Origin of the sequence: Synechococcus sp. KORDI-52, from assembly GCF_000737595.1 — a bacterium.
GTDB lineage: Bacteria > Cyanobacteriota > Cyanobacteriia > PCC-6307 > Cyanobiaceae > Parasynechococcus.
Window position 1 is genome coordinate 790,604 of the sequence record NZ_CP006271.1, and the last position, 23,443, is coordinate 814,046.

The window sequence follows — 23,443 nt, forward strand, 5'->3', positions numbered from 1 at the left end:
ATTCTGGCTGGCGACCCCGGCAGTCCTACATTTCAGCTGTTCCTCCGGGTGTCCCGCGGTGGCCGACCTGCCGTTCACCCTCGACCAGCTGCGGATCCTTCGCGCGATTGTGAGTGAGGGCAGCTTCAAGAAAGCCGCCGACAGCCTCTACGTCACCCAGCCCGCCGTCAGTCTTCAGATTCAGAATCTGGAGAAGCAGTTGGAGGTCTCGCTGTTCGACCGCGGTGGGCGCAAGGCCCAGCTCACGGAAGCCGGCCATCTGCTGCTGAGTTACTGCGATCGGATCCTCAGCCAGTGCCACGAAGCCTGCCGGGCGCTGGATGATCTCCACAACCTCAAAGGAGGATCCTTGATTGTGGGGGCAAGTCAGACCACGGGCACTTATCTGATGCCCCGGATGATCGGTTTGTTCCGCCAGAAGTACCCGGAGGTGTCGGTGCAGCTCCAGGTCCACAGCACCCGGCGCACCGGTTGGAGTGTGGCTAATGGCCAGATCGACCTGGCGATCATCGGTGGTGAATTGCCGGCGGAACTCAACGAACTGCTTCAGGTGGTCCCCTACGCCAGTGATGAGCTGGCGCTGGTGTTGCCGGTGAAGCATCCGTTGGCCCGACTGGCTGAACTCACCAAGGAAGACCTGTATCGCTTGGGTTTCGTCTGCCTCGACGCGCAATCCACCACCCGAAAGATGGTCGACCAGCTCCTGGCCCGCTCCGGCCTCGATGTGCAGCGCCTGCGTATCGACATGGAGCTGAATTCGCTGGAGGCCATCAAGAATGCTGTTCAGGCGGGCCTTGGTGCCGCCTTTGTTCCGGTGGTGTCGATCGAGCGGGAGTTATCGGCCGGAACGATTCACCGGCCCCAGGTGGCTGATCTGCAGGTGCGCCGCCAGCTCAAGTTGATCACCCATCCCGCCCGCTACTGCTCACGGGCTTCGGTGGCTTTCCGCAATGACGTCTTGCCCGTCTTCGCCAGCGCGGACAGCCCGATACGACAGGCACCGAAAGCCGTACCTGGGGCGATCGGGGAGCCGCTGATTCAGAACTGATCGGCTTCCGGAGTCAGACCAACCGTGTCGTCAGCCACGCCTCGGGTCAGGAATTTGTTCTGACTGATATCAGTTTGGTAGACGCAGCGCACCACAGGTTTGTCCCGAACGGAGCCGATGTAGGCAAAGGTGTTCATCCGTTGTTTGCATTCCCGCTCCTGTTCGGAGGTGATCGCTCCTTCCTTGCGCAGCACCGACCAGTTTTCCCGACGGATTACGCAACCCGGTTGCAGCGTGGGCTGGGTCACGAAGCTGCTGGAGGGGTTGAGCGTCGTGTACATCTCGATGTCCATGACGAAGGCGCTCGCCCCCCACTGCCGGCAGAATTCCGGATCGGGCACAGCCATGTCCAGTTGTTGGGAACTGGCGATGTTGCCCTGGTCGCCCTGGGTGGTGCTGGTGACAGCGCTGCCGATGCCAATTCCCACCACAAGAACCCCAGCCAAAACGGCCACGGTGAGGGTGCTGAATTGGAAGGGACCTTGCCCTCCAGCCCCAGGCGGTGGGCCGGGAGGACGGCCGTATCCGCCCCGGGGTGGAGCGTCATAACGGTCACGCTCACCGCGGTCGTAGCGGCCATCCCGTGGTCGGCGGCCGCCGCGGTCGTAGCGCGAGCCGGTCACAGCAGTTCAGGGGTGCGAGGCAGGCCCATGGAGAAGTTCTGCACGCGTCCATCGGGGTTGTAGCTCAGTTCGCCGGCCTGAAGCAGTTGCCTGATGAAACCCTCCAGGTCGGTGCCGATGCGGCGCAGGGTGTAGTCACTCAGCTCGCCGCCGGCCGCGCCATCCACCAGCTCTTTGAATCGACCTTGAACCTTGGTGAGGCTGGCGTCGTCCCACAGAAATTCGTTGTCGGGATCCAAATCCAACGTCAGCTGGTCGTCCGAAGGAACCAGGTCTTCGTCCTGCAGGGCTGCTGTGAATAGGCGCACGTGGCGGGTGGTGCACTTGAGAAGGGTGTCAGCCAAGACGCGCCCACGGGAAAGCTGCCAAGACTTTAAGAAGCGAACGGGGCTCAAGCCCTTTTAAGGTTGGTTTCACTTTTGAGACGGCCGCATGCGCGTCGCTATCGCCGGAGCTGGTCTTGCCGGGCTCTCCTGTGCCAAGTACCTGGCGGATGCCGGCCACACCCCAATCGTTGTGGAAGCCAGGGACGTGCTGGGCGGCAAGGTCGCAGCCTGGAAAGACGAGGACGGCGACTGGTACGAAACCGGCCTGCACATCTTCTTCGGGGCCTACCCGAACATGTTGCAGCTCTTCAAAGAGCTGAACATCGAAGAGCGGCTGCAGTGGAAGAGCCATTCGATGATCTTCAACCAGCCCGAGGAGCCCGGCACCTACAGCCGCTTTGATTTCCCTGATCTGCCGGCACCGGTGAATGGTGTGGCGGCGATTCTGGGCAACAACGACATGCTCACCTGGCCGGAGAAGATCAGCTTTGGCCTTGGACTGGTTCCCGCCATGCTCCGGGGCCAGGGTTATGTCGAGGAGTGCGACAAGTACTCCTGGACTGAGTGGCTGCGGATCCACAACATCCCAGAGCGGGTGAACGATGAAGTGTTCATCGCCATGAGCAAGGCGCTGAATTTCATCGATCCCGATGAGATCTCCGCCACCGTGGTGCTGACGGCTCTGAACCGCTTCCTGCAGGAGAAAAATGGCTCCCAGATGGCGTTCCTGGATGGTGCACCGCCGGAGCGCCTCTGCCAGCCGGTGGTCGAGCACATCGAATCACTGGGTGGTGAAGTGCACCTCGACAGCCCCTTGCGGGAGATCAAGCTCAATGCGGATGGTTCCGTGGCGGCCTTCCACATCGGTGGTGTGAAGGGCAAGGAGAGCTTCGATCTCACGGCCGATGCCTATGTCAGTGCCTTGCCGGTGGATCCCTTCAAGCTGCTGCTGCCTGAGCCCTGGAAGCAGATGGAGGTGTTCCAGAAGTTGGATGGCCTCCGGGGTGTCCCCGTGATCAACCTGCACCTCTGGTTCGATCGCAAGCTCACCGACATCGACCATCTCTTGTTCAGCCGCTCCCCCCTGCTCAGCGTGTATGCCGACATGAGCATCACCTGCAGGGAGTACGAAGACCCCGACAAGTCGATGCTCGAGCTGGTGTTTGCTCCCGCCAAAGACTGGATCGGTCGTCCCGACGAAGAGATCATCGAGGCCACCATGGGCGAGCTCAAGAAGCTGTTCCCGATGCACTTCAGTGGTGACCATCCCGCCACCCTGCGCAAATACAAGGTCGTGAAGACCCCGCTGTCCGTTTACAAGACGACCCCCGGCTGCCAGGAGCTGCGCCCGGATCAAACCACCCCGATCAAGAACTTCTTCCTTGCGGGCGACTACACGATGCAGCGCTATCTCGCCTCGATGGAGGGCGCTGTTCTGAGCGGCAAGCTCTGTGCCGGTGCGGTGGACCGCAAGACAGGTCAGCTGGCATCATCGTCCTCATCCAGTGAGCCAGTGACGGCCTAAGCCATGCCCCTCGCCTCCCCGGATCTCGACGCAGCCTTTGAGGCCTGCCGTCGGGAGACCGCCGAGTGGGCCAAGACGTTCTATATCGGTACCTTGCTGCTCCCTCCGGAGAAGCGGCGGGCCATCTGGGCGATCTACGTATGGTGCCGGCGCACCGATGAGTTGATGGACAGCCCGGAAGCCCAGGCCCGTCCGGTGGATGAGCTTGCCGATCGGCTCGACCGCTGGGAGGAGAAAACCCGGGCTCTGTTTAAAGGCCGGGTGGAGGACGACCTGGATGCGGTGATGGTGGACACCCTGGAGCGCTTCCCCCAGGGCATTCAGCCTTATCTGGACATGATTGAGGGCCAGCGGATGGACCTCACCTGGACCCGCTACCCCCGCTTTGAAGATCTCAAGCTCTACTGCTATCGCGTGGCAGGCACCGTGGGCTTGATGACCCAGGGGGTGATGGGTGTCGACCAGGCCTACACCTCAGCCCCCTGGAGTGATTGCCCCGACACCTCCGATGCCGCCGTCGCCCTGGGGATCGCCAACCAGCTCACCAACATCCTCCGTGATGTGGGTGAGGATCGGGGCCGTGGTCGAATTTATCTTCCACAGGAGGATCTCAAGCGTTTCGGCTATTCCGAGGATGAGCTGATGGCTGGAATCCTCAACAACTCCTGGCGCGCGCTGATGCGTTTCCAGCTCGAGCGGGCGCGCGATTGGTTCACTCGCTCCGAAGCTGGAGTCCGTTGGCTGTCCGCCGATGCGCGCTGGCCGGTGTGGACGTCGTTGCGGCTGTACCGCGGCATTCTGGATGAGATTGAACGGGTCGATTACGACGTGTTCAATCACCGTGCCTACGTGGCCAAGGTGAACAAATTGCTCGATCTGCCCCGGTCCTTTCTATTGGCCCAGTCACGCTAAAACCCCCAGCCGCTTCGACCGGCTGGGGGTGATTGGTGTTTGTCTCGATCAGATCACCGACGGATCAAACGGCCGTCTTCTGGTTGGCCAGCAGATCTTTGAGCTTGGAGAGTTCACCGGCCCAGCGGGGGTCAGGAGCTCCCTCACTCTTTTCGTCGCTGTGCACCACCTTGTTCACAGCCTTGCGAGCCACCTGAGGCTGGCCTGCTGCATTGAGGCCTCCACGGCGACTGCCACCGACGTTGTTGTCGCGTCGCTCGGAGCGCTCGACCCGCAGGGAGCTGCCACCGAACTCCTTGCCGTTCAGCGCTTCAATCACGGCATCGGCGAGCTTGGGATCGTCGACGTTGGCGAAGCCGAATCCGCGGCAGCTGCCGGTTTCGCGGTCGAGAACTGATTTGAACCGAATCCCCTCTCCCACTGACTTGAGCAGAGCCACCAGCTCCTGTTCTTCAAAGGTCTGCGGCAGGTTGCCGATGTACAGGCGGATGCTCATGAAAGAAAGAAAATGCGATCTGTCGGTGTCTGACCGTCATCATTGACACCTGCAAAGTTAATCACAGAGCGTCGCTCTCACGGGTTAAAAAACGTTGGGCCTCTCCAACCGCCTCGGCTTTGGTCTGGATTCGCTCGAAGGCATGTTCCAGCTTCAGATGATGCAGCAGCCGTCCCAGACGAGGCCCGGGTTGCAGTTCCAGGGCCTGGACCAGGCTGTTTCCATCGATTGGGGCTCTGGGATGGAAGAGGGGATCCTCAGCATTCCGCCATCGTTCCAGCCAGATCTCCCTCACGGGCTTGGTCAGTTGCAGGGCCAGGGCGGGGAGATCCTCGTCCAGCTCTTCATGCAACTGCAGCCGATCGCTCTCGGCTAACGATTCCGGTGCCTGACCGAGGCGCTGCTGCCAGACCCGCAGCCGTTTGCAGCGTTGACGCAGGCCGCGACTGGCGCGGAGTTGGATGAGGCCCTCATCGCTCACCAGGGCCGTCAGCCTCGCCAACGGCACCGCAGCGGCGGCTTCTTCGCTGCTCAGGCCTTCGATGTCGGCGGGTGCGGGGGGTTTCCCCCCGGCGGCCCAGGGGCGTAGCAACGGCCCCCTCCTCAGGATTGCAATAGCGGTATCGGCGTGGTTGCCCCGCACCAGGCGCTGCAGTTCCGAGAGGATCCGCTCCGGTGCCGCCTCCGGCAGCCGAGCGGCATGGCGCTCAATCCAGCCCATGGTCTGGCTGCAGATGGTGAGCGGGATCTCCGCCGCCAGCCGCACTCCCCTCAGCAGCCGCAGAGGATCGTCGGTGAGGTTGGCTTCCGAGACGGCTGTCAGGCGTCCCTGCCGGAGATCGTTCACTCCTCCTGTGGGGTCCCACAGCTGTCCCCAGGGCTGGAGCGATACGGCGATGGCATTGAGTCGGTAGTCGCGCCGCCAAAGGTCGTCTTCGATGCGGTCTCCGTCCTGGCGGGCGATGTCCACCGTCCAACCTCCAAGCACCAGCCGGGCGATGCTGCGTTCTTCGTCGAGCACCACGCAGGTGCCGTGCAGCTCTTGGGCCAAGGCCTTGCTCAGGGCGATGGCATCCGTCGGGACCACGAGGTCGAGATCGGGTTCATCCGGCAGACGATCCAGCAAGCCATCCCGCACGGCGCCGCCCACCAGCACCGTGCCTTGGGGGAGTCGTGCCAGCGGCAGTGGCCATTGCGCGGGGGCCAGTCGTGCTCGCAGTTGTTCAAGCAGGGCGTCGCTGGAGCCTTGGGCCATCAGAATGGGGGAATGATCGGCCATGGGAGGCATGTGCATCTGCGTGGATTGCAGCTGGGTCGACCGTTGTCAGGCCTATCACGCAGTTGAGCGTCAGCATGGTGTTCCGCACCTGGCGGAGTTGCCGGATTTTGAGCCAGAGGCGCCCCGTATTCACGTGTCGGTGATGGACCTCCCCGATGGCCAGGCGGGGATTGAGTGGGATGTTCGCTCCTGCTCCAGCTTTCAGGCGGATCCCGGACGGTGGCAGCGTTGCTGTCCTGGCCAGGAGCTGCCCCGATGACGGCTCTGCCGCTGCTGCTCGCCCTCCACAGCTGTTCCGACGGCTTCGGCCTGGCGCTGCTTGATCCCCAGCAACCTGGAGACGGCCCTTTGGTGCAGGTTCATCCGGATGGCCGGGGTCTGTCGAACAGTCTGATTTCGCGGGTGCAGGCGCTCCTGCCCCCTGAGCGTTGGTCTCAGTTGCAGGGTCTTGCCGTGGCGACGGGACCCGGCGGCTTCACCGGCACCCGCCTCACGGTGGTGATGGCCCGCACGCTGGCTCAACAGCTGGATTGCCCCCTGCTGGGGGTGAGCAGCTATGCCCTGATGGCACCACGCCTGGAGCGGCAACTGCCGCACTCCAGGCAGGGGAAACCGTTCTGGATCACCCAGGAGCTACCGCGTCGGGGGGTGGTCGGTGGTCAGTACCGGATCAGCGAGGGCGCAGTTCATGAACTCAGCCTGCCGGCGTTGCTGCCTCAGGGATCTTCCCCTCAGCCTGCCGTTGAGGCGCAACTCGATGTGGCGGAGGATGTGGCGCGGTTGTTGCAGTTGTTGCAGCGCAGCCATGGGGCTGGGGCCGCGATGCCTTGGGCCGAGGTGTTGCCGATCTACCCCACCTCTCCCGTCGGACAGGTCTGATGGCGGGCGTGCGTGCAGGGCTGCTGTTGGGTGCTGGTCTGATGGCTTGGCTGTTGGGGCCAGGTCCGCTCTCGCCCTATCGGCGGGCACTGTTGGACCACAGTCCACCGCAGCTGGTGCTGGTGCTTGGGGGGGATGTGGACCGGGAACGGATGGGAGCCCGGTTGGCACGTCAGCTCGATCTGCCTCTGCTGGTGAGCGGAGGCAGCAATCCCGAGTACGCCGAATGGATGCTCAGTGAGGAGCGCTTCAATCCCGACCGCGTCACCTTGGATTACAGGGCCCGTGACACCCTCAGCAATTTCACGTCTGTGGTGGATGAGCTGCAGGCGGATGGCGTTCGCCACGTGCTGCTGGTGACCAGCGAAGACCATTTGCCCCGCTCCATGGCCGTGGGCCAGGTGGTGGCGGGCAGCCGCGGAATTCAGCTCACCGGAGTCCCGGTGGCCTGCCGCGAGGACTGCACTCAGGAGGGGCCCCTGAAGCAGTGGAGTGACTGGGTGCGTGCCGTGGCGTGGGTGATGACCGGTCGCGATCTCAGGGATGCTGCGGACCCTGATCCAGCAGAGCGTTGATGCGCTCCTGCAGCAGGGCGGTGGTCGCATCCAGATCGGGCCTGCGGCGACTGGCGGGAGCTGGGATGGGATCACCGATGCGCAGCTGAATCGGCACAAGGCGTGGCCAACTGCGCCCGGTTCCCAAGGCACGGTGGCTGTTATGGATGGCCACCGGCAACAGCGGGGCTCCCGTGCGTGCGGCCAGCAGGGCCGCTCCAGGGAGTGGGTTGTTGATCCGACCGTCGCTTTGTCGGGTGCCGTCCAGAAACACGCCGGTGGCCCAGCCCTCCTCGAGCCGTGCCGTTGCGGTTCGGATCGCCTCGCGATCACTGGCTCCCCGCCGCACGGGGTAGGCACCACAGGCCCGGATCACGCGGCCCAGCAGCGGGATGTTGAACAGTTCAGCTTTGGCCATGAAGGCCACGGGGCGTCCCAGGGCATGGCCCAGCAAGGGTGGGTCCAGATGGGAACCATGGTTGGCGACCACCACGAGGGGCCCTTGCATGGGCACCCGGTCGTTGCCGGCGGTCGATCCGCAGAACAACAAGCGAAAGACCGGGAACACCAGCAGACTGCTGACCAGCCGGTAGGTGAGGCTCGGCTTGGGGGTGCGGACGAGGCTGGAGTGACTCACTGACCGAGATCTCCCGCTCCGGCGATCTGGGCGGTGGTGACCCCCCTCATGCTGCGTTTGGCCAGGCCACTGAGCACGTTCCCCGGACCGATTTCCACCAGGGTGTCCACGCCGCTGTCGGTCATCGCCGCCATGGTTTCGCGCCAGCGCACGCCTGTTGTCATCTGCTGTTTCAGGCGCTGCTTGAGCTCGTCCGCGCTGGTGCTGGCGCTGGCGGCGCTGTTGCTGAGCACCGGAACGCGGGCATCCTGAAATGGCACGTTGTTCAACTCTGCGGCGAAGCGTTCAGCCGCGTCTGCCATGAACGGGGAGTGGAAGGCTCCGGAGACGACCAGAGGGATGGCGCGCTTGCATTTCAGGGCTCCACTCACCCTCTCCACGGCCTTTGGAGAGCCGGAGATGACCACCTGTGCATCGCTGTTGTCGTTGGCGATGCTGACGCCGTCCGTGGCGGCCACCAGGTCGTCCAGCTGAGCGCGATCGAAGCCGATCACGGCCGTCATGGCCCCGCCCCCGGCGCTCGCCATCAGTTCTGAGCGGGTTTTCATCAGCTGCAGACCGGTCTCCAGCCCAAACACCCCTGCGCTGTAAAGGGCGACCAGCTCGCCCAGGCTGTGGCCTGCCACCAGTGCCGGCTCGCGGCCCTGCTGCTGAAGGTTGTCGGCCAGCACCGATTCGATCACGAACAGGGCGGGCTGGGTGTTGCGGGTGTCATTGAGATCATCCGGTCCCTCACCGCTGCCGCTTTCCCCTTGGCAGATCGCCAGCAGGTCGCGTCCCAGCAGCTCGGAGGCCATGGCGAAGCGCTCGCGGGTGCCATCGATGCTGAGCAGCGCTTCTGCCATGCCCACCTTTTGAGAGCCCTGACCGGGAAAGACCCAGGCGATCGCCATTGCTGTGTTGTGCTGACCGTGCCGGAGATTACGCGGGCCCGCTCCAGCGGAAGAGGGCTGCACCCCAGCTCAAGCCCGCTCCGAAACCGCTGCTGGCGATGCGGTGGCCGGGTTGGATGCGTCCATCGCGTACGGCTTCATCCAGCATCAAAGGGATGGTGGCCGCGGATGTGTTGCCGTAATGGGCCAGGTTGCTGAGTACTTTCTCGGACGGCACCGAGAAGCGTTCGGCCACCGCATCGAGGATGCGCTGGTTGGCCTGATGCAGCAGCAGCCAATCCAGGGAATCTGCGGCGACACCACCCTGAGCGAGCAGCTTCTCGAGAATCGCCGGCACTTCGCGCACCGCGAATTTGTAGACCTCCTGCCCATTCATCTGAATGGGGTCGAAGCCGCCGCACTGATGGGTTGCGTCTCCCACCAGGGGCTGCCGCTGGCTCACCTGGGGAAGCTGGAGCACCTCGCCGCGGCTGCCATCGGAGCGCAACAGGAATCCATCGAGATCGTCCTGACCGTTTTCTGAAGCCTCCATTACCACGGCACCGGCCGCATCACCGAACAGAACACAGGAGCGTCGATCGTCCCAGTTCACCCAGCGGCTGAGTTGATCGGCCCCCACCACAAGAATGCGGCGCATCGCACCACTGCGCAGGTACTGGGAAGCGGTGACGACAGCAAAAAGAAAGCCACTGCAGGCCGCGGTCAGATCAAAGGCCACGGCATGGGTGGCACCGAGGCGAGCCTGCAGTCGTGGCGCGGAACCGAACAGGTCGTCCGGGGTGGAGGTGGCCAGCAGAATCAGATCGAGGCTGTCGGCAGACCAGCCGGCCATTTCGAGAGCCCGTTCCGCCGCCAGTCCGCCCAGCTCAGCAAGGGATTCATCGCTGTTGACCACCCGACGCGCGGCAATCCCAGTGCGACTGCGGATCCAGTCGTCACTCGTTTCCACCCGCTTGCCGAGTTCAGCGTTGCTGATCGAGCGGCTGGGCGTTGCGCTGCCAGACCCTCGGAACAACACCCCGCTGGTTGTGCTGAGCGGCTCGACCAAAGCGGAGGTTGATTGACGTCGCGTCAGTCAATCACAACCCTGTTGCAGCGTGGCGAGATCCTCCATCACCCCATGGCTGGCCGCGGAGTGGGCAATGCGCAGGGCACTGACCACCGAGAGGGCCTTGCTGCTGCCGTGACCGATCACGGAGATGCCGTTCACCCCGAGGAGCAGGGCGCCGCCGTGCTCGGCATGGTCCAGCCGCTTTTTGATGCGTTTGAGGTTGCTGCGCAGAAACGCTGATCCCACCTTGCCTCGACGGCCGCGGGGCAACTCCGCCCGCAGCACCCCCAGCAGAACACTGCCAACGGACTCCAGGAACTTCAGCAGCACATTGCCGGTGAACCCATCGCAGACCACCACATCGAAGTCGCCCGAAAGCACATCCCGGCCTTCGCAGTTGCCGGCGAAATGGAGCCTGGATTCGTCCCGCAGCAGTTCGTGGGTTTTTAAGGAGAGATCGTTCCCCTTGCATTCCTCCTCACCGATGTTCAGCAGCCCGATGCGCGGGCGTTTCACCTGCAGCACATCCCGGCTGTAGATGTTTCCCAGCAGGGCGAACTGGTGCAGGTAGGTGGGTTTGCAGTCCATGTTGGCGCCGACGTCGAGCACCAGCACCGGCTGGCCCGGATCCTTGGTGGGGAACAGGGCGCCGATGGCGGGTCGGTCGATGCCCTTCAGCCGCCCCAGCCGAAAAATCGCCGAAGCCATGACAGCCCCGGAATTGCCGGCGGAGTAAACCGCCAGGGCCTCGCCTGTCTTCACGAGGTCCATGGCCACATTGATGCTGGCGTCCCGTTTGCGCCGCACCGCCGTGGCCTCGTCATCCATGCCGATGGAGGGGCCACTGGCCACCAGATCGAGATGTCCGGCGGCCCGCGCACTTTCCAGAGATTCGCGCAGGCCGAGGCTGTTGGCGGCGGCCATCACCCGGTCGATTTCCCCCACGAAGCGGATCTTCAGAGGCAGCCGGTCAATGGCGTCCAGGCATCCCTCCAGGATCGGTCCCGGCGCGTGGTCACCGCCCATGCCATCGACGGCGACCCAGAGGCGCTCCGCATCGTCGATCTCATCGGTATCGGCGCCCCCCTGCAGCCAGCGCAGGGGATCGAACACCAACGGTTGAAGCACGCTGCTGGCCACCGTGCCTGCTCCTGACACCACGGTTTCCGCCACGGTGCCGGCCATCGAACCCGCTGCCGTCGCTGAGTTGGCAGCGCCATCAACGATGGTTGTGACGGCGGCATTGCGCCGATACCAGATCACCAGGCGACGGATCGCCCGAGGACGGTTGGTCTTGTGCCGCGGCTGAGGGGCCGGGGTGGGATCAGGGACCTTCTGAGGCAACGGAATCGACGATGCGCTGGAACAGGTAGCCGGTGCCCCGAGCCGTGAGGATCAACTCGGGATTGGCAGGATCATCCTCCAATTTGGAACGCAGGCGAGAGATATGAACATCAACCACCCGGGTGTCCACGTGGCGCTCTGGGGTGTAACCCCAGACCTCCTTGAGGATCTCGCCGCGGTTGAACGGTTCACCGGAACGGCTCACCAGCAGTTCCAAAAGGCTGAATTCCATCCCCGTTAGGCGGATGCGTTCATCACCGCGGAACACCTGGCGTTTGTTGGTGTCGATGCGCAGGTCGCTGACCTGGATGACGCCGGAGTTGGGAATGCCAGCAACCTGCTCCTTCTCGACCCGGCGCAGCACGCAGCGGATGCGGGCCTCCAGCTCCTTCGGGCTGAAGGGCTTCACCACGTAGTCATCCGCGCCGAGCTCAAGGCCTGTGATCCTGTCGGCCACGTCGCCGAGGGCCGTCAGCATCACGATGGGAACGTCCGATTCCTTGCGCAGCTCCTGGCAGACGCCATAGCCGTCAAGCTTCGGCATCATCACGTCCAGTACCACCAGGTCAGGCATGCAGGTGGGGAACAGTTCCAGAGCTTCGGTGCCGTCACAGGCGGTCACGACGTTGTACCCGATCATGGATAAACGGGTTTCCAGGATCCGTCGGATCGATGCCTCGTCGTCGACCACGAGGATCGTTTCCTTGGTGGGAGCCGTGGCCGTCATGGGCACCGAGGCGTTAGTCACTTCTCGCCACAAATAAAAGGGCAGCCCCCTGCTCCGTTCATTCAACGGCAACTTTCTTCACAGTTCGCAGTGCCCAAGTCCACCGCTGTTTTCATCTGTCAGGCCTGCGGAGCCCGTGCCCGACAGTTCTTTGGTCGTTGCCCGGAGTGTGGCAGCTGGAACTCGTTGGTGGAACAAACCCAGCCTGCCGCCGATGGTCGTCGTCGCCGCAGTGCCCCGGATCCAGAGATGGCCGCTGCACCACGACGCTCCACGGCCATGGCCTCCCTGGAGGATCAACCGCTGCAGCGTCTGGCTACGGGGTCGGCGGAATTTGACCGCGTCCTGGGGGGTGGCCTGGTTCCCGGTTCGCTGGTGCTCGTGGGAGGTGATCCGGGCATCGGCAAGAGCACATTGCTGCTGCAGAGCGCCTCTGCGATGGCGGCCGGAGCATCGGTGCTCTACGTGAGTGCTGAGGAATCAGCGCAGCAGGTGAAGCTGCGTTGGCAGCGGCTCGCTGGAGGGGTGTCGGAGCTGCAGTTGCTGGCCGAAACCGATCTGGAACTGGTGCTGGAGGAGCTGGAGGCGCTGCGCCCCGCTGTGGCGATCATCGACAGCATTCAGGCGTTGCATGACGCCAATCTCACCAGTGCTCCGGGGTCAGTCGGCCAGGTGCGCGAATGTGCGGCTGCCCTGCAACGGCTGGCCAAACGCCAGAACATCTCCTTGCTGTTGGTGGGGCACGTCACCAAGGAAGGCATGCTGGCCGGCCCGAAAGTGTTGGAACACCTTGTGGATGCGGTGCTCACCTTCGAGGGAGACCGGTTTGCCAGTCATCGCCTGCTGCGCGCTGTCAAGAACCGCTTCGGCGCCACCCATGAGTTGGGCTTGTTCGAGATGCAAAGCGGTGGCCTGGCCGAGGTGGGCAACCCCAGTGAGCTGTTCCTCAGCGATGCCCGTGCCTCCGGTGTCGCCACGATCGTGGCCTGTGAGGGCACCCGTTCACTGGTGGTGGATCTACAGGCCTTGGTGAACGTCACCAGCTACGCCAGTCCGCGTCGCACGGCCACAGGGATCGGCACCAACCGTCTGCATCAGATCCTTGCAGTGCTGGAGAAGCACATGGGACTGCCGTTGTCCCGCTTCGACTGTTATCTCGCCGTCGCGGGGGGGCTTGAGGTGGAGGAACCGGCGGCGGATCTGGGGGTTGCTGCGGCGGTGGTCGCCAGCTTCAGAGACCTCACCCTGCCTGCGGGCACGGTGTTGATCGGCGAGCTCGGTTTGGGGGGACAGCTGCGCCCTGTGGGGCAGCTGGAGCTTCGGCTTCAGGAAGCGGCCCGCCTGGGGTTCCGGCGAGCTGTCGTGCCCGGGGGCAGTGGCCTGGGGGATCTGGCCTCGGGGCTGGATCTGGAGCTTCTGGAGGCCGACAGCGTCACCGAGGCCCTGGTGCTGGCGCTCGGTGAGGCCATGCAGCCCGACCAGGACTGATTCAGAAGTAAACGTCGACGTTGCTGCGGCCCGTTGACTTCAGCCAGTTCTCGATGTCGAGATAGCCACCGGGATTGAGGCGCACGGCCTGGGTCCAGACGTCGGCCGCCTGGTCAAACCAGCGATCCGCCTCGTCCTGCTGACCACCTTCCTCGGCGATGCGGCCCCACTTCTCGTAAATCAGACCCATGTTTTTCAGGCATGAGGGTTGCTTCGGGTTTTCCTCGAGAGCCTTGCGGTAGGTCTCGATCGCCCGGTCTTCCTCGCCGTTGGACATGTAGATGATGGCCATGTTCTTGAGGGTTTCGCTCCGGTCGGTGGAGTTCTCCTCAAGCTTCAGGGCCTCCTCGTAGTTCTCCAGTGCCTCGGCGTAGTCACCATCGTTCTGGGCGGAGAGGCCATCGCGGTAATACACGTAGGCCTCCTTCGAGCGGGCATTGATCGGCAACAGCTTGACGATCAGGTCCGCCATCACCGTGAAGCTCTTGTCAATGAAGTTGTCGTTGCGGTTGCTGCGGGGCACGGCGCTCCGGCGGACGGACCCCCATCCTGACGGGACCGGAGCCCGACCTAGCCTGCTCGTAAAGATCCCTGTTGCGTAAACACCTGTGAGCCCTGCGGTTCAGACCGTCGTCCTGGATGTGGAAGGGATGAAATGCGGCGGTTGCGTCCGCGCTGTTGAAACCACATTGCTGGATCAGCCCGGTGTCCAGCGCGCCGATGTGAATCTGGTCACCCGCTCGGCCTGGCTTGATCTCACCGCCGGTGAGAGTGATGTGAATGGTGTTCTGAAAGCCCTCGCAGAAAGGGGCTTTCCGGCCAAGGAGCGCTCGCTGGATGACCCGATCGGAGGGCTGGCTACCGCGCCGGCGCTGCCGGGCTGGTGGCAGCAATGGCGACAGCTGATGGTGGCCCTGGTGCTGCTGCTGCTGTCGGTGCTGGGGCATCTCAGCGAGGCAGGTCAACTTTCGCTTCCCCTGATCGGCTCCTTGCCGTTTCACGCCACGCTTGCCACGGTGGCTCTGCTGGGGCCGGGCCGTCCGATCCTGGTGGGTGGTGTTGCGGCAGCTCGAGCAGGGGCTCCCAGCATGGATTCCCTCGTGGGCCTGGGGGTGAGCAGTGCCTATGTGGCCAGCCTGGTGGCCTTGGTCTGGCCCCAGGTGGGTTGGCCCTGCTTTTTCAATGAACCTGTGATGTTGCTGGGGTTCGTCCTGCTGGGACGTTTCCTCGAGGAACGGGCCCGTTTTCGGACCGGTCAGGCCCTGCAGCAACTGGCCCAGCTCCAGCCGGACAGCGCACGCCTGCTGTTGAGCGACGGGACGATTCGTGAGGTGCGTGTTGGCGCTCTGAGGCCAGGCGAAACCGTGCAGTTGCTGGCCGGTGACCGCATTCCAGTGGATGGGGTGGTGCTTGAGGGGGCCTCGGCCGTTGATGTGTCCCCCCTCACCGGTGAGCCCTTGCCGCTGCAGGCGGAGCCCGGCACGGAGTTGTCGTCCGGCAGCCTCAATCTGGAGGCCACCCTGGTGCTGAAGGTCACCCGCGTTGGTGCCGAAACCGCCCTGGCCCGGATCATTTGTTTGGTGGAGCAGGCCCAGGCCCGTCGAGCCCCCATCCAGGGCCTGGCCGATCGTGTGGCGGGCCGCTTCTGCTTTGGCGTCATTGGCTTGGCCTTCGCCACATTTCTGTTCTGGTGGTTGTTCGGTGCCGAACACTGGCCCGAGGTCCTGCAGGCATCAGCTCCTGGAATGCCCACGACCCATGAGATGAGTCATGGCATGCATCACGGCGGTTTGGGCAGTGGAGCCAGCACCCCGATGGGTCTGGCTCTGCAACTCTCGATCGCGGTGCTGGTGGTCGCCTGCCCCTGTGCCCTCGGCCTGGCGACCCCCACCGTGATCACGGTGGCCACCGGCCTGGCGGCGCGGCGCGGCTGGCTTTTCCGTGGTGGTGACGTTATCGAAACCGCCGCCCGTTTGGATCATGTGGTCTTCGACAAGACCGGCACTCTCACTCTGGGTCGCCCTCTGGTGACCGATGTGTACGGGGACGACCCGGATCATTTGTTGCAGCTCGCAGCCAGCCTGGAGCAAACCAGCCGGCACCCCCTGGCCTACGCCCTGCTGCAGGAGGCTCAGGGCCGGGAGATCGCTCTGCTGGAGTGCAACGAGGTGCGCACCGTTTCCGGTCAGGGGCTGGAGGGCCATGTGGACGGTGCATCGGATCGGGTGCGTGTGGGCAAGCCCGACTGGTTGGTCGAGCAGGGTGTTGCCATCGCCCCTGATGCCCAGAGCTGGCTCTCCGCCGCAGCAGGCTCGGTGGTGGCTGTGGCGGTTGGAGATGCCCTGATGGGTCTGGTGCAGATCGAGGATCAGCTTCGTCCGGATGTAGCTCCGGCACTGCAACGCCTGCGCTCTCATGGTCTGGCGCTTTCGGTGTTCAGTGGTGATCGGCAGGCCGCTGTGCAGCGCCTTGGTCAGCAGCTGGGCTTTGCTGCCCAGGATCTGGGCTGGCAGATGCTGCCGGAGCAGAAGCTGCAACGCCTCGAGCAGCTGCGGCAGGTGGAGCGGGTGGCGATGGTGGGCGACGGCATCAACGATGCTCCGGCCCTGGCCGCGGCTGATCTTGGGATTGCCATTGGCACCGGCACCCAGATCGCTCAGGACTCCGCTGGCCTGGTGTTGCTTGGCGATCGCCTCGACAACCTGCCCGAAGCTCTCGGCCTGGCCCGCCGCACCCTGGTGAAGGTGCGGCAGAACCTGTTCTGGGCCTTCGGTTACAACCTCATTGTTCTCCCGGTCGCCGCCGGTGCTCTGCTCCCCAGCCATGGGGTGCTGCTGTCGCCTCCGCTGGCGGCCCTGCTGATGGCCTTGAGTTCGATCACCGTGGTTTTCAATGCCTTGGCTCTGCGGCTGCCATGACAGGTCGTTTCATTGTTCTCGAGGGCATCGATGGCTGCGGCAAGACCACGCAGATCCAGCATCTGGTGGACTGGTTGCCCAACAGCGGTCTGATGCCTAAGGGCGCTGCTCTTGTCTGCACCCGTGAGCCCGGCGGCACTCCCCTGGGGCGCTCGATCCGTGAACTCCTGCTGCACACGGCAGACCAGGAAGCACCAGCTCCCACCGCTGAGCTGCTGTTGTATGCCGCTGATCGGGCTCAGCATGTTGAAACGTTGATCCGCCCGGCTCTTGTGCGTGGCGACTGGGTGATCAGCGATCGTTTCTCGGGATCGACCCTCGCTTATCAGGGCTATGGCCGTGGTTTGGATCGGGACCTGATTCAGCGGCTGGAACAGATCGCCACCACGGGGCTGCAGCCGGACCTCACCCTCTGGCTGAGACTTTCCATTCGAGAGAGCCAGCAGCGCCGCCTCGGGGACAAGGACGACCGCATCGAAGCCGAGGGGGCCGCATTCCTGGAACGGGTCGCACAGGGTTTTGCCCAGTTGGCCGAGCAGCGCTCCTGGTGCACCATCGCTGCAGACCAGTCAGCCAGCGCTGTTCGTGCTGCTCTGGAACGTCAGCTTCAGGAGCAACTGGCTTGAGCGCGCTGTTCGAGGATCTGATCGGCCAGCCCCTCGCCGTTGATCTGCTGTCTGCAGCCCTGGCCCAGGAACGCGTGGCTCCTGCCTACCTCTGTGCCGGTCCTGAAGGGGTGGGGCGTCAGTTGGCGGCGGTGCGTTTTCTGGAGGGGCTGCTGGCCAATGGCCAGCCCTCTGCAAGGGAGCGTCGACGCCTGCTGGAGCGCAATCACCCTGATCTGCTTTGGGTGGAACCCACCTATCAACACCAGGGCCGTTTACTGACCCGCGCCGAAGCCGAGGCAGCGGGGCTTAGCCGCCGCACTCCGCCCCAGTTGCGCTTGGAGCAGATCCGCGACATTGGCCGTTGTCTCGCCCGGCAGCCGGTGGAGGCGAAGCGCGGCATGGTCGTGATTGAGGCTGCCGAGGCGATGGCGGAGGCAGCGTCCAACGCCCTGCTGAAAACGCTGGAGGAACCTGGACATGGGGTGTTGATTTTGTTGACGTCAGCCCCCGAGCGGCTGCTCAGCACGATTCGGTCCCGGTGTCAGTTGATCCGGTTCCTCCGGCTCAACCAAGAGGCCATGGCACAGGTGCTCGAGCGCACCGGTGCCATGGCTCAGGATGCCCCCGAACTTCTGGCCCTGGCCGCCGGGTCTCCAGGCGCTCTAATCCACCATCGCCGCAGCCTGGCTGGTCTTCCTGAAGAGTTGGTTCAGCGCCTCGATGCCCTTCCTGCCAACCCCATGGAGGCGCTGGCGTTGGCACGCGATCTCTGCGAAGCCCTCGACGGCGAGCAGCAGCTGTGGTTGATCGGCTGGTGGCAGCACCGGCTCTGGAGTTCCGGCAGTTCCGCAGCAATTCTCAAGCGCCTGGACACGCTGCGGGGCCAGCTGCTTTCGTTCGTTCAGCCGCGATTGGCCTGGGAGGTGGCGCTGCTCGACCTCACACCATCCGTCTCCTAGGCCGCCTGACGGCGATCATGCCGAGGCGCGATCGCCTTGTTGCTTGCGTTCTTCGCGGGCCATGGCCACCACGTCTTCAAGGCCATCCATCTGGGCGCTGGTGGGCAGTTCGAGGCAATAGCCCGCTCCGTACACCGTTTTGATGAAGCGCGGCTTGCGGGGATCGGGTTCCAGCTTGGTGCGCAGGTGCCTGACGTGCACGCGAATGGTCTCGATGTCGTCATCGGGCTCGTAGCCCCACACCTCTTTGAGGATCAACGAGGGCGCCACGGTCTGACCATGACGCTGCAGCAGGCAATGGAGCAGTTCGAACTCAAGGTGGGTGAGTCGTACCGGTTGGTCGAACCAGATGGCCTCAAAGCGCTCGGGCACCAGCGTGAGGGGGCCGTAACTGAGGATTTCGTTGTGATTCGTGGATCCAACAGGGGCACGGTCGCTGCGTCGCAGCAGAGCCTTGACCCGCGCCTGGAGCTCCTCCAGATCGAAGGGCTTGGTCAGGTAATCATCGGCTCCAGAGTTGAAACCGCTCACTTTGTCTTTGGTACCTCCCAGAGCGGTGAGCATCAGGATTGGAATGGCCGCTGTGCGGTCGTCGCGCCGCAGGCGTTGACACAAGGTGAGACCGTCCACCTTGGGCAGCATCAGATCGAGCAGGATCAGATCCGGGGTGTATTGCAGGGCGAGGGCCTGACCTTTGATGCCGTCGTCAGCGCGCTGCACGTCGAAGCCGCTGTGCTCTAGGTGACCACTCACCAGGTCGCGCATGTCCTGGTCATCTTCGATTAGCAGGATGCAGGGCTTCATCGGTTCGGCGGCAATTCGGCTTGAAAAAAAGGAGCGCTTGTCTGTAGGGATTAACGCTGAACGGATTCTCTCAAGCTTTTCAACTGTCTGCAGATTTCCGAAGACGAGCCTGAGATGCTCATGGTTCGCGCAGATCAATTGCGGTGACAGCGATGCGGAGGTTTTTTGAGTTCTCTTCCGCCGTCAGCTGTTTAGGAAGTCTTCCGCTTCGGGCAATCCCCCGTCACGAAATTTCTCTTTTGGTCAATAAAAAAGCCACAGCTTTTGCTGTGGCTTCAAAGCTCCCCGGGCGGGATTCGAACCTGCGACCAATCGATTAACAGTCGACCGCTCTACCGCTGAGCTACCGAGGAATGCGACCCGAAGAGATTACCTCTCAAATGTGCCGCCCTGCAAGCGCCGCTGCAGTTCTGTTCCTCGGGTCAATGGGCCAATCCGACCGTCCTGCATGCGGGCTGCTCCATCGGCGAAGGCCAATTCACCCAGCCTGTGAGTGATCCAGAGTGCCGTGATTGGGTTGAGGGGGTCTTTGCACAGCCGTTGCACGGTGGTAAGCACCGTGGTCTGGCTGTCGGGATCCAGGAGAGCTGTCGGTTCATCCAGCAGCAGCAAGCCTGCGTCACTGGCCAGGGCTCCAGCGATCGCCAGGCGTTGTTTCTGGCCCCCGCTGAGGCTGTGAATGGGCCGGTTCTCCGTTTGGGCAAGGCCGAATTGGCTCAGCAGGTCTCGCACGGTGTTCCGGCGGTGCTGCTGAGGTCCTTCAGGATCCATGCCCAGCATCAGGTCGCTGCCGCAACTGGGAAGCAAAAGCTGGTGGTCGGGGTTCTGGAACACCAGAGCTGTTTTCGTGTGGCAGACCATGCGTCCGCTCTGCGGTTCCAGCAACCCGGAGATCAGGCGGAAGAGCGTGCTCTTGCCGCTTCCGTTGCTGCCCACCAGCATCCAGAGGCCTGGGCCAGGGATAACCAGGTTGCATTGATCGAGAGCTAGTTGGCCGTTCGGCCAGCGGTGGCTGACGGCCTCAACGCTCAATACAGCGGTTGAGATGTCAGGAATCAAGGGAAAAGCCGGGACGCTTGCTACCACCCGACGCCGAAGCTTTCTCATAAAGCTGAACGGCGAGAACCTCACTGACCAGCAGCGTCACTTTCTTGCCTTCCACTTTCTCGCAGGTGAGCTCCAGCAGGCGAGGCTGACCGTTTTCGAGGGCCTGACGGATCTGCTGATACAGCGCATCAGCATCCGCATGTTCCTTGCGCTGAACAGACACCGGGACAGGACTCATGCGCAGGGCCAGTTCGATGACGTACACAGCGTTGGAAAACAGTGATGCGTCATCTTCGCGGAGGGGACAGCAACCCGTCGGTACAAAAATGCGCATTTCTACTTATCGCCTCCAAATGGGTGCGGAGAGCCGCCCCATTTCCGTGATCAGCCCCTAGGCTCACCGATGTAACGGATCATGAAGTTCCTCTCATGACGATCGCTGTAGGACGCGCGCCTCAGCGGGGATGGTTCGACGTCCTCGATGACTGGCTCAAGCGCGACCGCTTCGTTTTTGTCGGCTGGTCCGGCATTCTTCTCTTCCCAACGGCCTACCTGGCCATCGGTGGCTGGCTCACCGGCACCACCTTTGTCACCTCCTGGTACACCCACGGCATTGCCTCTTCGTACCTGGAAGGTTGCAACTTCCTCACCGCTGCTGTGTCCACCCCCGCTGATGCGATGGGTCACAGCCTCCTCCTCCTCTGGGGTCCGGAAGCCCAGGGTGACTTCGTTCGCTGGTGTCAGCTCGGCGGCCTCTGGGCCTTCGTGGCTCTGCACGGCGCCTTCGCGCTGATCGGCTTCATGCTCCGTCAGTTCGAGATCGCTCGTTTGGTCGGCATCCGCCCCTACAACGCCATCGCCTTCTCCGGCCCGATTGCGGTGTTCGTCAGCGTCTTCCTGATGTACCCCCTCGGCCAGAGCAGCTGGTTCTTCGCGCCCTCCTTCGGGGTGGCTGCGATCTTCCGCTTCCTCCTCTTCCTCCAGGGCTTCCATAACTGGACCCTGAACCCCTTCCACATGATGGGCGTCGCCGGCATCCTCGGCGGTGCACTGCTTTGCGCCATCCACGGCGCCACCGTGGAAAACACCTTGTTTGAGGACGGCGAGCAGGCCAACACCTTCAAGGCGTTCGAGCCCACCCAGGAAGAAGAGACCTATTCCATGGTCACCGCCAACCGCTTCTGGAGTCAGATCTTCGGAATCGCCTTCTCCAACAAGCGCTGGCTGCACTTCTTCATGCTTTTCGTGCCTGTGATGGGCCTGTGGACCAGCTCCATTGGCATCATCGGCCTGGCCCTCAACCTGCGCGCCTACGACTTCGTGTCCCAGGAAATCCGCGCTGCAGAAGATCCCGAATTCGAGACCTTCTACACCAAGAACATCCTTCTGAATGAAGGTCTGCGTGCCTGGATGGCACCGGCTGACCAGCCGCACGAAAACTTCGTCTTCCCTGAAGAGGTTCTGCCCCGCGGCAACGCCCTCTGATCAAAAGTTCACAATTTCCTTTCACCGCCCACTTGGGCGGTTTTTTTTTTGCTCATTGACGGTCTGATTCTCTGATCAGACGAAACGTGAGGGCGACACTGCCGTTTTGGTCAAGCAGCTCTCGCAACAGCGCATCAATCAGCAAGATGATTCCGAACAGTTCCAGCGTTTCTTCCAAGCCTGTGATGGCGCCGTACCACGGGCTATGCAGGCGGATCAGGCTGGATCGAACCGCAAAGCTGCCGATCATCTCCATGCCGATGGCGCCGCCGATGTAAACGGCACCTGATTGCAGCAATCGTGATGCCGTTGCTTTGGAGATTGAGCCGAGGAAGCTGCGAAAGCGCCACAGCAGGATGAGGGCGAGAACGGCATAGGGCACCACCCAGGTGGAGGCCAATGCCGGGTGCACCTGGTGCCGCAAGCCCGGAATGATCAGGATCTCGTGAATCTGCAGTGCTTCGTCGAGCGCCAGAAAGATGAAAATCTTCGCCAGCAGGCGCCAGTCCCGGCCAGGGACGTGATCGCTGCTTGTTCCCAGCCTCTGCATCAACACAGCCGCCATCAGCAACAGGGCGCTGCTGAAAAGGGTGGGCAGGTTGAGTTCCCGGTCCATGTTGAGGCTCTCGAGCCAATGCTTCTTGGCTCCGAAGCCGTAAATGCCCACTTGAACGACGCTGTGGGCCATCAGAAATCCTGCGGTGATGCTCGTCAGCAGCTTGCGGATTGCCTTTGGTGTGAGCGGGATGATCCCGATCTGGCTTGGATCCGCTGCAGTGGGTTGCTGAATCACGGTTGGCTTGTGCGGAGGATGAACCCCGGTTTCAGACCTCGGTTCTAAGCCTCTGCCTAACCTGCGCTTCGCGCGTGGGAAGGCTTGGTGGCTGTGATCTACACACGGGGTCGCGACCTCAAGACCGCCATTGCTGGCTTGTTTGTTGTGGTCGCCGCAGCGTCACTGCTGACGGTGCTGGCGCAACTGGTGATTGCAGCGTTTGGAGGATCTCCCCTTGATCGGGGCTGGGGTGTCGTGGCTGGGGTGAGCACGGGCCTGGCGGTGTGGGCCACCCGTTCCCAGGGGCTGATGCGCTTGCTTTCGGTTGCTGATCCTTTGGCCCACCAAGGTCGTACCCGCGCCGTTTGGGGTCTGCTCGCGCTTGTGGTTCTGCTGGTTGTGGGCTTGAAAACCGGCTCGGCGGACCGTGACGCCTACAAAAATCTGGTGTTTGGCGAGGGTGGCCTGGTGGAGTGGAGCCAGGTGCTGGTGCTGGTGCTCGCCACCCGGACGGCCTGGTTGATCGGCTCCGATTTGAATGCGCGTTTGCAGGAACGCCGTCCCGGTCGGCTGTTCCAGTTTGGAGCAGGATGCCTGGCCCTGGTTTTGATGGAGGAGCTCGCCTGGGGCCAAGTGATCTTCAGTTGGCGGACCCCGCCCTTGTTGAACGAGATCAACGCGCAGAACGAGACGACCCTGCACAACATCGGTTGGTTTCAGGATCGACTGGATCTGGGCACCTTCCTGGCGACCCTTGGAGTTTTGGCTGTTGTGGTTCTCGCGCCTCGCTGGATGCGAGCGCTCACCAGGAACTGTTCTCAATCGATGGCGGCCGTGACCCGGGCCCTCACTCCTGCGTTCTACAGCTGGCCGCTGTTCCTGGCGGTTTCTGCCCTGGCGTTCTGCATTGCCACCCGCACCTTATCCGATCTGATCCTCAATCGGGATCAGGAGTGGGGTGAGCTGGTGCTCTACGCCTCCATTTATCTGTTGTTGCTGCGGACGCGGGTGCTGCTTGGCCCCGTGCAGCACGATCCTTAACCTTCCCGAAATCCTTCAAGGACG

At 63.0% G+C, this 23,443-nt stretch carries 26 protein-coding genes and 1 tRNA gene; 12 read left to right on the forward strand and 15 right to left on the reverse strand.

The window, feature by feature from the left end:
* Positions 1-58 precede the first annotated feature (58 nt).
* The gene (locus KR52_RS03920; RefSeq protein WP_038552735.1) at positions 59-1,048 is read left to right on the forward strand and encodes a LysR family transcriptional regulator; all 990 of its coding nucleotides are present in this window, start codon (positions 59-61) and stop codon (positions 1,046-1,048) included.
* On the opposite strand, the gene KR52_RS03925 is transcribed toward KR52_RS03920, so the two are convergent.
* Positions 1,039-1,671, reverse strand: coding sequence for a DUF3172 domain-containing protein (locus KR52_RS03925; RefSeq protein ID WP_038552737.1), 633 nt, complete (start codon positions 1,669-1,671; stop codon positions 1,039-1,041). The two genes, KR52_RS03920 and KR52_RS03925, sit on opposite strands and share 10 nt — an antisense overlap.
* Positions 1,668-2,015, reverse strand: coding sequence for an NAD(P)H-quinone oxidoreductase subunit M (locus KR52_RS03930; protein WP_173402187.1), 348 nt, complete (start codon positions 2,013-2,015; stop codon positions 1,668-1,670). The genes KR52_RS03925 and KR52_RS03930 overlap by 4 nt, the downstream gene beginning before the upstream one ends.
* A gap of 88 nt (positions 2,016-2,103) precedes the next feature.
* Between KR52_RS03930 and pds the strand changes: the two genes are divergently transcribed.
* Both pds and KR52_RS03940 read left to right on the forward strand, forming a co-directional pair.
* On the forward strand, positions 2,104-3,522 hold the full coding sequence (gene pds, locus KR52_RS03935; protein ID WP_038552743.1) for a 15-cis-phytoene desaturase: 1,419 nt from the start codon (positions 2,104-2,106) through the stop codon (positions 3,520-3,522).
* Positions 3,523-3,525: 3 nt separating this feature from the next.
* A complete protein-coding gene (locus KR52_RS03940) occupies positions 3,526-4,434 on the forward strand; it encodes a phytoene synthase (protein WP_038552746.1) in 909 nt (302 codons plus the stop codon).
* Between the two features lie 64 nt (positions 4,435-4,498).
* Here KR52_RS03940 and KR52_RS03945 read toward each other — a convergent pair whose 3' ends face one another.
* Entirely contained in the window at positions 4,499-4,930 is a 432-nt protein-coding gene (locus tag KR52_RS03945; RefSeq protein WP_038552749.1) for an RNA-binding protein, read from the reverse strand.
* A 61-nt stretch (positions 4,931-4,991) separates the two neighbouring features.
* Entirely contained in the window at positions 4,992-6,218 is a 1,227-nt protein-coding gene (locus KR52_RS03950) for a CCA tRNA nucleotidyltransferase (RefSeq protein ID WP_038552752.1), read from the reverse strand.
* Between KR52_RS03950 and KR52_RS03955 the strand changes: the two genes are divergently transcribed.
* The 3 genes from KR52_RS03955 to KR52_RS03965 are packed head-to-tail and all read left to right on the forward strand — an operon-like array spanning position 6,217 to position 7,663.
* A complete protein-coding gene (locus KR52_RS03955; protein WP_038552755.1) occupies positions 6,217-6,468 on the forward strand; it encodes a Ycf34 family protein in 252 nt (83 codons plus the stop codon). The genes KR52_RS03950 and KR52_RS03955 overlap by 2 nt on opposite strands.
* The gene (tsaB, locus tag KR52_RS03960; protein WP_038552758.1) at positions 6,465-7,088 is read left to right on the forward strand and encodes a tRNA (adenosine(37)-N6)-threonylcarbamoyltransferase complex dimerization subunit type 1 TsaB; all 624 of its coding nucleotides are present in this window, start codon (positions 6,465-6,467) and stop codon (positions 7,086-7,088) included. Before KR52_RS03955 ends, tsaB begins: the two co-directional genes overlap by 4 nt.
* Complete coding sequence (locus KR52_RS03965) at positions 7,088-7,663, forward strand: YdcF family protein (RefSeq protein ID WP_038552761.1); 576 nt, start codon at positions 7,088-7,090, stop codon at positions 7,661-7,663. Before tsaB ends, KR52_RS03965 begins: the two co-directional genes overlap by 1 nt.
* Here KR52_RS03965 and KR52_RS03970 read toward each other — a convergent pair.
* Genes KR52_RS03970 through rpaB form a run of 5 tightly spaced genes read right to left on the reverse strand, consistent with a single transcriptional unit; the run spans position 7,626 to position 12,294 of the window.
* Positions 7,626-8,279, reverse strand: a complete 654-nt coding sequence (locus KR52_RS03970; RefSeq protein ID WP_038552764.1) for a 1-acyl-sn-glycerol-3-phosphate acyltransferase — start codon at positions 8,277-8,279, stop codon at positions 7,626-7,628. The genes KR52_RS03965 and KR52_RS03970 overlap by 38 nt on opposite strands.
* Positions 8,276-9,172, reverse strand: a complete 897-nt coding sequence (gene fabD, locus KR52_RS03975; protein ID WP_038552768.1) for an ACP S-malonyltransferase — start codon at positions 9,170-9,172, stop codon at positions 8,276-8,278. Before fabD ends, KR52_RS03970 begins: the two co-directional genes overlap by 4 nt.
* A 28-nt stretch (positions 9,173-9,200) precedes the next feature.
* The gene (locus KR52_RS03980) at positions 9,201-10,220 is read right to left on the reverse strand and encodes a beta-ketoacyl-ACP synthase III (protein WP_173402189.1); all 1,020 of its coding nucleotides are present in this window, start codon (positions 10,218-10,220) and stop codon (positions 9,201-9,203) included.
* Positions 10,221-10,247: 27 nt separating this feature from the next.
* Complete coding sequence (gene plsX, locus KR52_RS03985) at positions 10,248-11,567, reverse strand: phosphate acyltransferase PlsX (protein ID WP_038552774.1); 1,320 nt, start codon at positions 11,565-11,567, stop codon at positions 10,248-10,250.
* Positions 11,548-12,294: a response regulator transcription factor RpaB gene (rpaB, locus tag KR52_RS03990; RefSeq protein WP_038552777.1), complete on the reverse strand. Its 747-nt coding sequence runs from the start codon at positions 12,292-12,294 to the stop codon at positions 11,548-11,550. The genes plsX and rpaB overlap by 20 nt, the downstream gene beginning before the upstream one ends.
* A 90-nt stretch (positions 12,295-12,384) precedes the next feature.
* Here rpaB and radA point away from each other — a divergent pair, with 90 nt between their 5' ends.
* Positions 12,385-13,782, forward strand: a complete 1,398-nt coding sequence (radA, locus tag KR52_RS03995) for a DNA repair protein RadA (protein ID WP_038552780.1) — start codon at positions 12,385-12,387, stop codon at positions 13,780-13,782.
* Position 13,783: 1 nt separating this feature from the next.
* On the opposite strand, the gene KR52_RS04000 is transcribed toward radA, so the two are convergent.
* The gene (locus KR52_RS04000) at positions 13,784-14,305 is read right to left on the reverse strand and encodes a photosystem I assembly protein Ycf3 (RefSeq protein ID WP_038552783.1); all 522 of its coding nucleotides are present in this window, start codon (positions 14,303-14,305) and stop codon (positions 13,784-13,786) included.
* A gap of 85 nt (positions 14,306-14,390) precedes the next feature.
* Between KR52_RS04000 and KR52_RS04005 the strand changes: the two genes are divergently transcribed.
* The 3 genes from KR52_RS04005 to KR52_RS04015 are packed head-to-tail and all read left to right on the forward strand — an operon-like array spanning position 14,391 to position 18,267.
* Positions 14,391-16,700 (forward strand): cation-translocating P-type ATPase, encoded by a 2,310-nt coding sequence (locus tag KR52_RS04005; protein ID WP_038552786.1) that lies wholly within the window; start codon positions 14,391-14,393, stop codon positions 16,698-16,700.
* A complete protein-coding gene (gene tmk / locus KR52_RS04010) occupies positions 16,697-17,326 on the forward strand; it encodes a dTMP kinase (protein WP_038552789.1) in 630 nt (209 codons plus the stop codon). Before KR52_RS04005 ends, tmk begins: the two co-directional genes overlap by 4 nt.
* Entirely contained in the window at positions 17,323-18,267 is a 945-nt protein-coding gene (locus KR52_RS04015; protein ID WP_038552792.1) for a DNA polymerase III subunit delta', read from the forward strand. Before tmk ends, KR52_RS04015 begins: the two co-directional genes overlap by 4 nt.
* A 15-nt stretch (positions 18,268-18,282) precedes the next feature.
* On the opposite strand, the gene KR52_RS04020 is transcribed toward KR52_RS04015, so the two are convergent.
* The 4 genes from KR52_RS04020 to KR52_RS04035 all read right to left on the reverse strand — a co-directional run bounded on the left by KR52_RS04020 (position 18,283) and on the right by KR52_RS04035 (position 20,383).
* The gene (locus KR52_RS04020; protein ID WP_038552795.1) at positions 18,283-19,071 is read right to left on the reverse strand and encodes a response regulator transcription factor; all 789 of its coding nucleotides are present in this window, start codon (positions 19,069-19,071) and stop codon (positions 18,283-18,285) included.
* Positions 19,072-19,352: 281 nt separating this feature from the next.
* A tRNA-Asn gene (locus KR52_RS04025) sits at positions 19,353-19,424 on the reverse strand.
* Positions 19,425-19,440: 16 nt separating this feature from the next.
* Positions 19,441-20,130: an ABC transporter ATP-binding protein gene (locus KR52_RS04030; protein WP_038552799.1), complete on the reverse strand. Its 690-nt coding sequence runs from the start codon at positions 20,128-20,130 to the stop codon at positions 19,441-19,443.
* Positions 20,120-20,383, reverse strand: a complete 264-nt coding sequence (locus tag KR52_RS04035) for a hypothetical protein (RefSeq protein ID WP_038556818.1) — start codon at positions 20,381-20,383, stop codon at positions 20,120-20,122. The genes KR52_RS04030 and KR52_RS04035 overlap by 11 nt, the downstream gene beginning before the upstream one ends.
* Positions 20,384-20,547: 164 nt before the next feature.
* Here KR52_RS04035 and psbD point away from each other — a divergent pair, with 164 nt between their 5' ends.
* On the forward strand, positions 20,548-21,603 hold the full coding sequence (psbD, locus tag KR52_RS04040; RefSeq protein ID WP_006041823.1) for a photosystem II D2 protein (photosystem q(a) protein): 1,056 nt from the start codon (positions 20,548-20,550) through the stop codon (positions 21,601-21,603).
* Between the two features lie 52 nt (positions 21,604-21,655).
* Here psbD and KR52_RS04045 read toward each other — a convergent pair whose 3' ends face one another.
* The gene (locus KR52_RS04045) at positions 21,656-22,396 is read right to left on the reverse strand and encodes a hypothetical protein (RefSeq protein ID WP_084221942.1); all 741 of its coding nucleotides are present in this window, start codon (positions 22,394-22,396) and stop codon (positions 21,656-21,658) included.
* An 87-nt stretch (positions 22,397-22,483) separates the two neighbouring features.
* Here KR52_RS04045 and KR52_RS13245 point away from each other — a divergent pair, with 87 nt between their 5' ends.
* A complete protein-coding gene (locus KR52_RS13245; protein ID WP_156957581.1) occupies positions 22,484-23,419 on the forward strand; it encodes a hypothetical protein in 936 nt (311 codons plus the stop codon).
* Positions 23,420-23,443: the final 24 nt, after the last annotated feature.

Bases quoted from the DNA above. Each gene is read 5' to 3' on its own strand.
- pds (WP_038552743.1), top strand. From the start codon at position 2,104: ATGCGCGTCGCTATCGCCGGAGCTGGTCTTGCCGGGCTCTCCTGTGCC.
- KR52_RS03940 (WP_038552746.1), top strand. From the start codon at position 3,526: ATGCCCCTCGCCTCCCCGGATCTCGACGCAGCCTTTGAGGCCTGCCGT.
- KR52_RS03945 (WP_038552749.1), bottom strand. From the start codon at position 4,930: ATGAGCATCCGCCTGTACATCGGCAACCTGCCGCAGACCTTTGAAGAA.
- KR52_RS03955 (WP_038552755.1), top strand. From the start codon at position 6,217: ATGTGCATCTGCGTGGATTGCAGCTGGGTCGACCGTTGTCAGGCCTAT.
- KR52_RS03950 (WP_038552752.1), bottom strand. From the start codon at position 6,218: ATGCCTCCCATGGCCGATCATTCCCCCATTCTGATGGCCCAAGGCTCC.
- tsaB (WP_038552758.1), top strand. From the start codon at position 6,465: ATGACGGCTCTGCCGCTGCTGCTCGCCCTCCACAGCTGTTCCGACGGC.
- KR52_RS03965 (WP_038552761.1), top strand. From the start codon at position 7,088: ATGGCGGGCGTGCGTGCAGGGCTGCTGTTGGGTGCTGGTCTGATGGCT.
- fabD (WP_038552768.1), bottom strand. From the start codon at position 9,172: ATGGCGATCGCCTGGGTCTTTCCCGGTCAGGGCTCTCAAAAGGTGGGC.
- rpaB (WP_038552777.1), bottom strand. From the start codon at position 12,294: ATGACGGCCACGGCTCCCACCAAGGAAACGATCCTCGTGGTCGACGAC.
- tmk (WP_038552789.1), top strand. From the start codon at position 16,697: ATGACAGGTCGTTTCATTGTTCTCGAGGGCATCGATGGCTGCGGCAAG.
- KR52_RS04020 (WP_038552795.1), bottom strand. From the start codon at position 19,071: ATGAAGCCCTGCATCCTGCTAATCGAAGATGACCAGGACATGCGCGAC.
- psbD (WP_006041823.1), top strand. From the start codon at position 20,548: ATGACGATCGCTGTAGGACGCGCGCCTCAGCGGGGATGGTTCGACGTC.